Genomic DNA, 1,830 nt, shown 5'->3' on the forward strand with positions numbered 1-1,830 from the left:
ATGGTGCTGGTCGGTTTGTGTAACTCTATTATGTTCCCCACTATTTTTACGTTAGGGATTAAAGACCTTAAAGCGGGGCAGGAGAAGAAAGGCTCTGGATTGCTGGCAACTGCGATTCTGGGAGGGGCGATTGTGCCGTTGTTAACGGGCCTACTGGCTGATTTCTTGGGGCTGCATCATGCGTTTATCTTGCCAGTAATCTGCTATGTTTATATTGCCTGGTTTGGTTTTCGAACCACGAATGAGTAGGAGGGTAATTCCCTCCTACAAAGATTTATTCTAAAAGTTGCTAACTATATTATCTATAGCCTCTAAAGCATTGTCTCTATACTCTGGTTTAACCTGAACTCTATGCCCACTGATAGTTAGTTTACCTGTAGGCATACGCGAAAATGGGCATCCACGAGCAAATGCGACTACACCAGTAGTTTGGAAGTCACGAACATCTACAACGCCATTGTTAATGTTGCTAAAAGTAAAATGGTGAGGGTAGTTACTAATTAGATTATTTAAATCTGTGTCGATACCTGAAAGAACTGCATTGTAAGCCGAGGCTGGGCCCATGTATTGAGTTAATCGATTTTTTAAAATAAGATGAATTTTTGGTAGTGAGCGGCTCGCTGCATTTAATTTTGTTGCAAATGTATACTTTGAATAAACCTGTGATGGAAGTTTTAGACCATAAATTAGTGAAAATGCATTTTGTATAGCCCTCCTAGATGAGTCATCAGCCATAACGGGTAGTATCACTCTATCTGATGCTGCTAAGGCAATCTGAGTGTACATAGAGAAACTAGGGTTGGTATCAATAAACACTAGGTCATATTTTTCATTTAGCTGACTCAATAAGTCACGTAACCAATCAATAACACCTAGCCAAGCATTAACACCAGGTAAATCAACGTTAGCAAGTGTATTCATGGCCATTGCTTGTAATTCAAGCAATGGATCTCCGCAGATTAAGTCAATATTTTTTGGAATAGTACTGTTATGTATATACGGAGTAGTTATATAGTCACTGGCAGTAAAGTTAGCTGATGTGAAAGGTGCCGCTAATCTGGCGTCAAAATAGCCTCCAATGCTACATCTGGGTGTTAAACCTTGACGATTGAGTAAATTATTACTGCCGTTGTTTTCTTGCCCCCCAAGTAAAATTTCTGAAAGGTTGGCTTGTGGGCATATATCAATTACTAAAACCTTTTTATCTGGATTAAGTTCTGAATATCGACAAACAGATTGAAATGTTAAGCTGGTTTTGCCAGTGCCGCCTTTATTGTTCCAAATTGCATATGTAAGCATTTTTATCTCCAATGTGTATTTGGAGACTTTATCACGTCCATAATGGACGTGTCAACGTTCTAATGGGACATTTTATTTGATGGGCGTTAAGCTGACGTCCCACCCACCGTCAACCCATCAATCTTCAACGTAGGCTGACCCACACCAACCGGTACACTCTGACCTTCTTTTCCGCAGGTACCGACGCCACTATCCAGTGCCATATCGTTACCGATCATGCTGACTTTGGTAAGTACGTCCGGTCCGTTACCAATCAAGGTAGCGCCTTTGACCGGATAAGTGATTTTGCCGTCTTCTATCATATAGGCTTCAGCAGCACTGAACACGAATTTACCGCTGGTGATATCGACCTGGCCACCACCGAAGTTGGCTGCGTAAAGGCCTTTTTTCACTGATTTGATAATCTCTTGCGGGTCTTTGTCACCATTAAGCATGTAAGTGTTGGTCATGCGGGGCATAGGGATATGGGCGTAGCTTTCGCGACGGGCATTGCCGGTCAGGCCCATGCCCATCAAGCGGGCATTCAGCGTA

General features: G+C 42.3%; 2 protein-coding genes and 1 pseudogene. 1 reads left to right on the top strand and 2 read right to left on the bottom strand.

Annotation, left to right across the window (positions count from 1 at the left end; all coding sequences use genetic code 11):
* A pseudogene (locus VK958_RS10125) lies at window positions 1–249 on the top strand (sugar MFS transporter); the annotation flags it as partial.
* 30 nt (window positions 250–279) lie between these two features.
* Here VK958_RS10125 and VK958_RS10130 read toward each other — a convergent pair.
* Window positions 280–1,299: a ParA family protein gene (locus VK958_RS10130; protein WP_325241063.1), complete on the bottom strand. Its 1,020-nt coding sequence runs from the start codon at window positions 1,297–1,299 to the stop codon at window positions 280–282.
* An 86-nt stretch (window positions 1,300–1,385) separates the two neighbouring features.
* On the bottom strand, window positions 1,386–1,830 hold a 445-nt coding region (locus VK958_RS10135; protein WP_325241064.1), incomplete at its 5' end, for a metallopeptidase TldD-related protein.

This window comes from Methylophilus sp. (genome assembly GCF_035460085.1).
Lineage (GTDB): Bacteria > Pseudomonadota > Gammaproteobacteria > Burkholderiales > Methylophilaceae > Methylophilus.